The organism is Komagataeibacter oboediens (assembly GCF_003207815.1).
Lineage (GTDB): Bacteria > Pseudomonadota > Alphaproteobacteria > Acetobacterales > Acetobacteraceae > Komagataeibacter > Komagataeibacter oboediens.
The window spans coordinates 1-596 of record NZ_NKTX01000259.1 but is presented as its reverse complement, the minus strand read 5'-3'; the positions used below and the strand labels follow the sequence as shown (position 1 = coordinate 596).

Genomic DNA, 596 nt, shown 5'->3' with positions numbered 1-596 from the left:
CCAGCGTCTCGGTGACGCTCTCCCCCAGTTTGCTCAGACGATCGCTGCCACAGCACGGACACTGTGTCGGTGCGGGGATGACGACCCGCTCGCGCGGCAAATCGGCACGCAGGGGCTGGCGCCCCCGGTTGCTCCTGGGTGCTGTCGCGCGGACAGCGGGATTCACGGCGTTTTCGGGCGCGTCCTCGGCGAGCGTCGTCTCCAGCTCTTCCAGTTCGAGTTCAAGCTGGGCCAGCAGGCGGCGCCCCCGCTCCGACGAGGCGCCGAAACGGTCCTGGCGCATCCGCGCGATAAGATGTTTGAGATGGGCAATCTGCGCTTCGGCGCTGGCCGCGCGCGATTCTGCATCAGTGGCCCGGAGTTCGGCGACCTGGGCACGCGCCTCGGCAGCGGCAAGTGCTGCGCGCAAGGCGATGATGTCGTCCGTATCTCCCGTCATGAAGGCAGTTGATCACATGGGCGCTCAAAAGGGTACCAGTATATGCTGACCTGGCGCAGTTTTTATTATCCCGCCAGTTCAGGTCTCCATGTTTTCTGCGGATTGCGCCAGTCCACACCCTCCAGCAGACAAGTCAATTGTGACGGGGAGAGATGGA

General features: G+C 63.9%; 1 protein-coding gene. It reads right to left on the bottom strand.

The genetic code is table 11. From position 1 onward, the window contains the following. A partial coding sequence (locus CFR80_RS18745) for an IS66 family transposase (protein ID WP_456303550.1) occupies window positions 1–439 on the bottom strand: 439 nt, incomplete at its 3' end. Window positions 440–596: the final 157 nt, after the last annotated feature.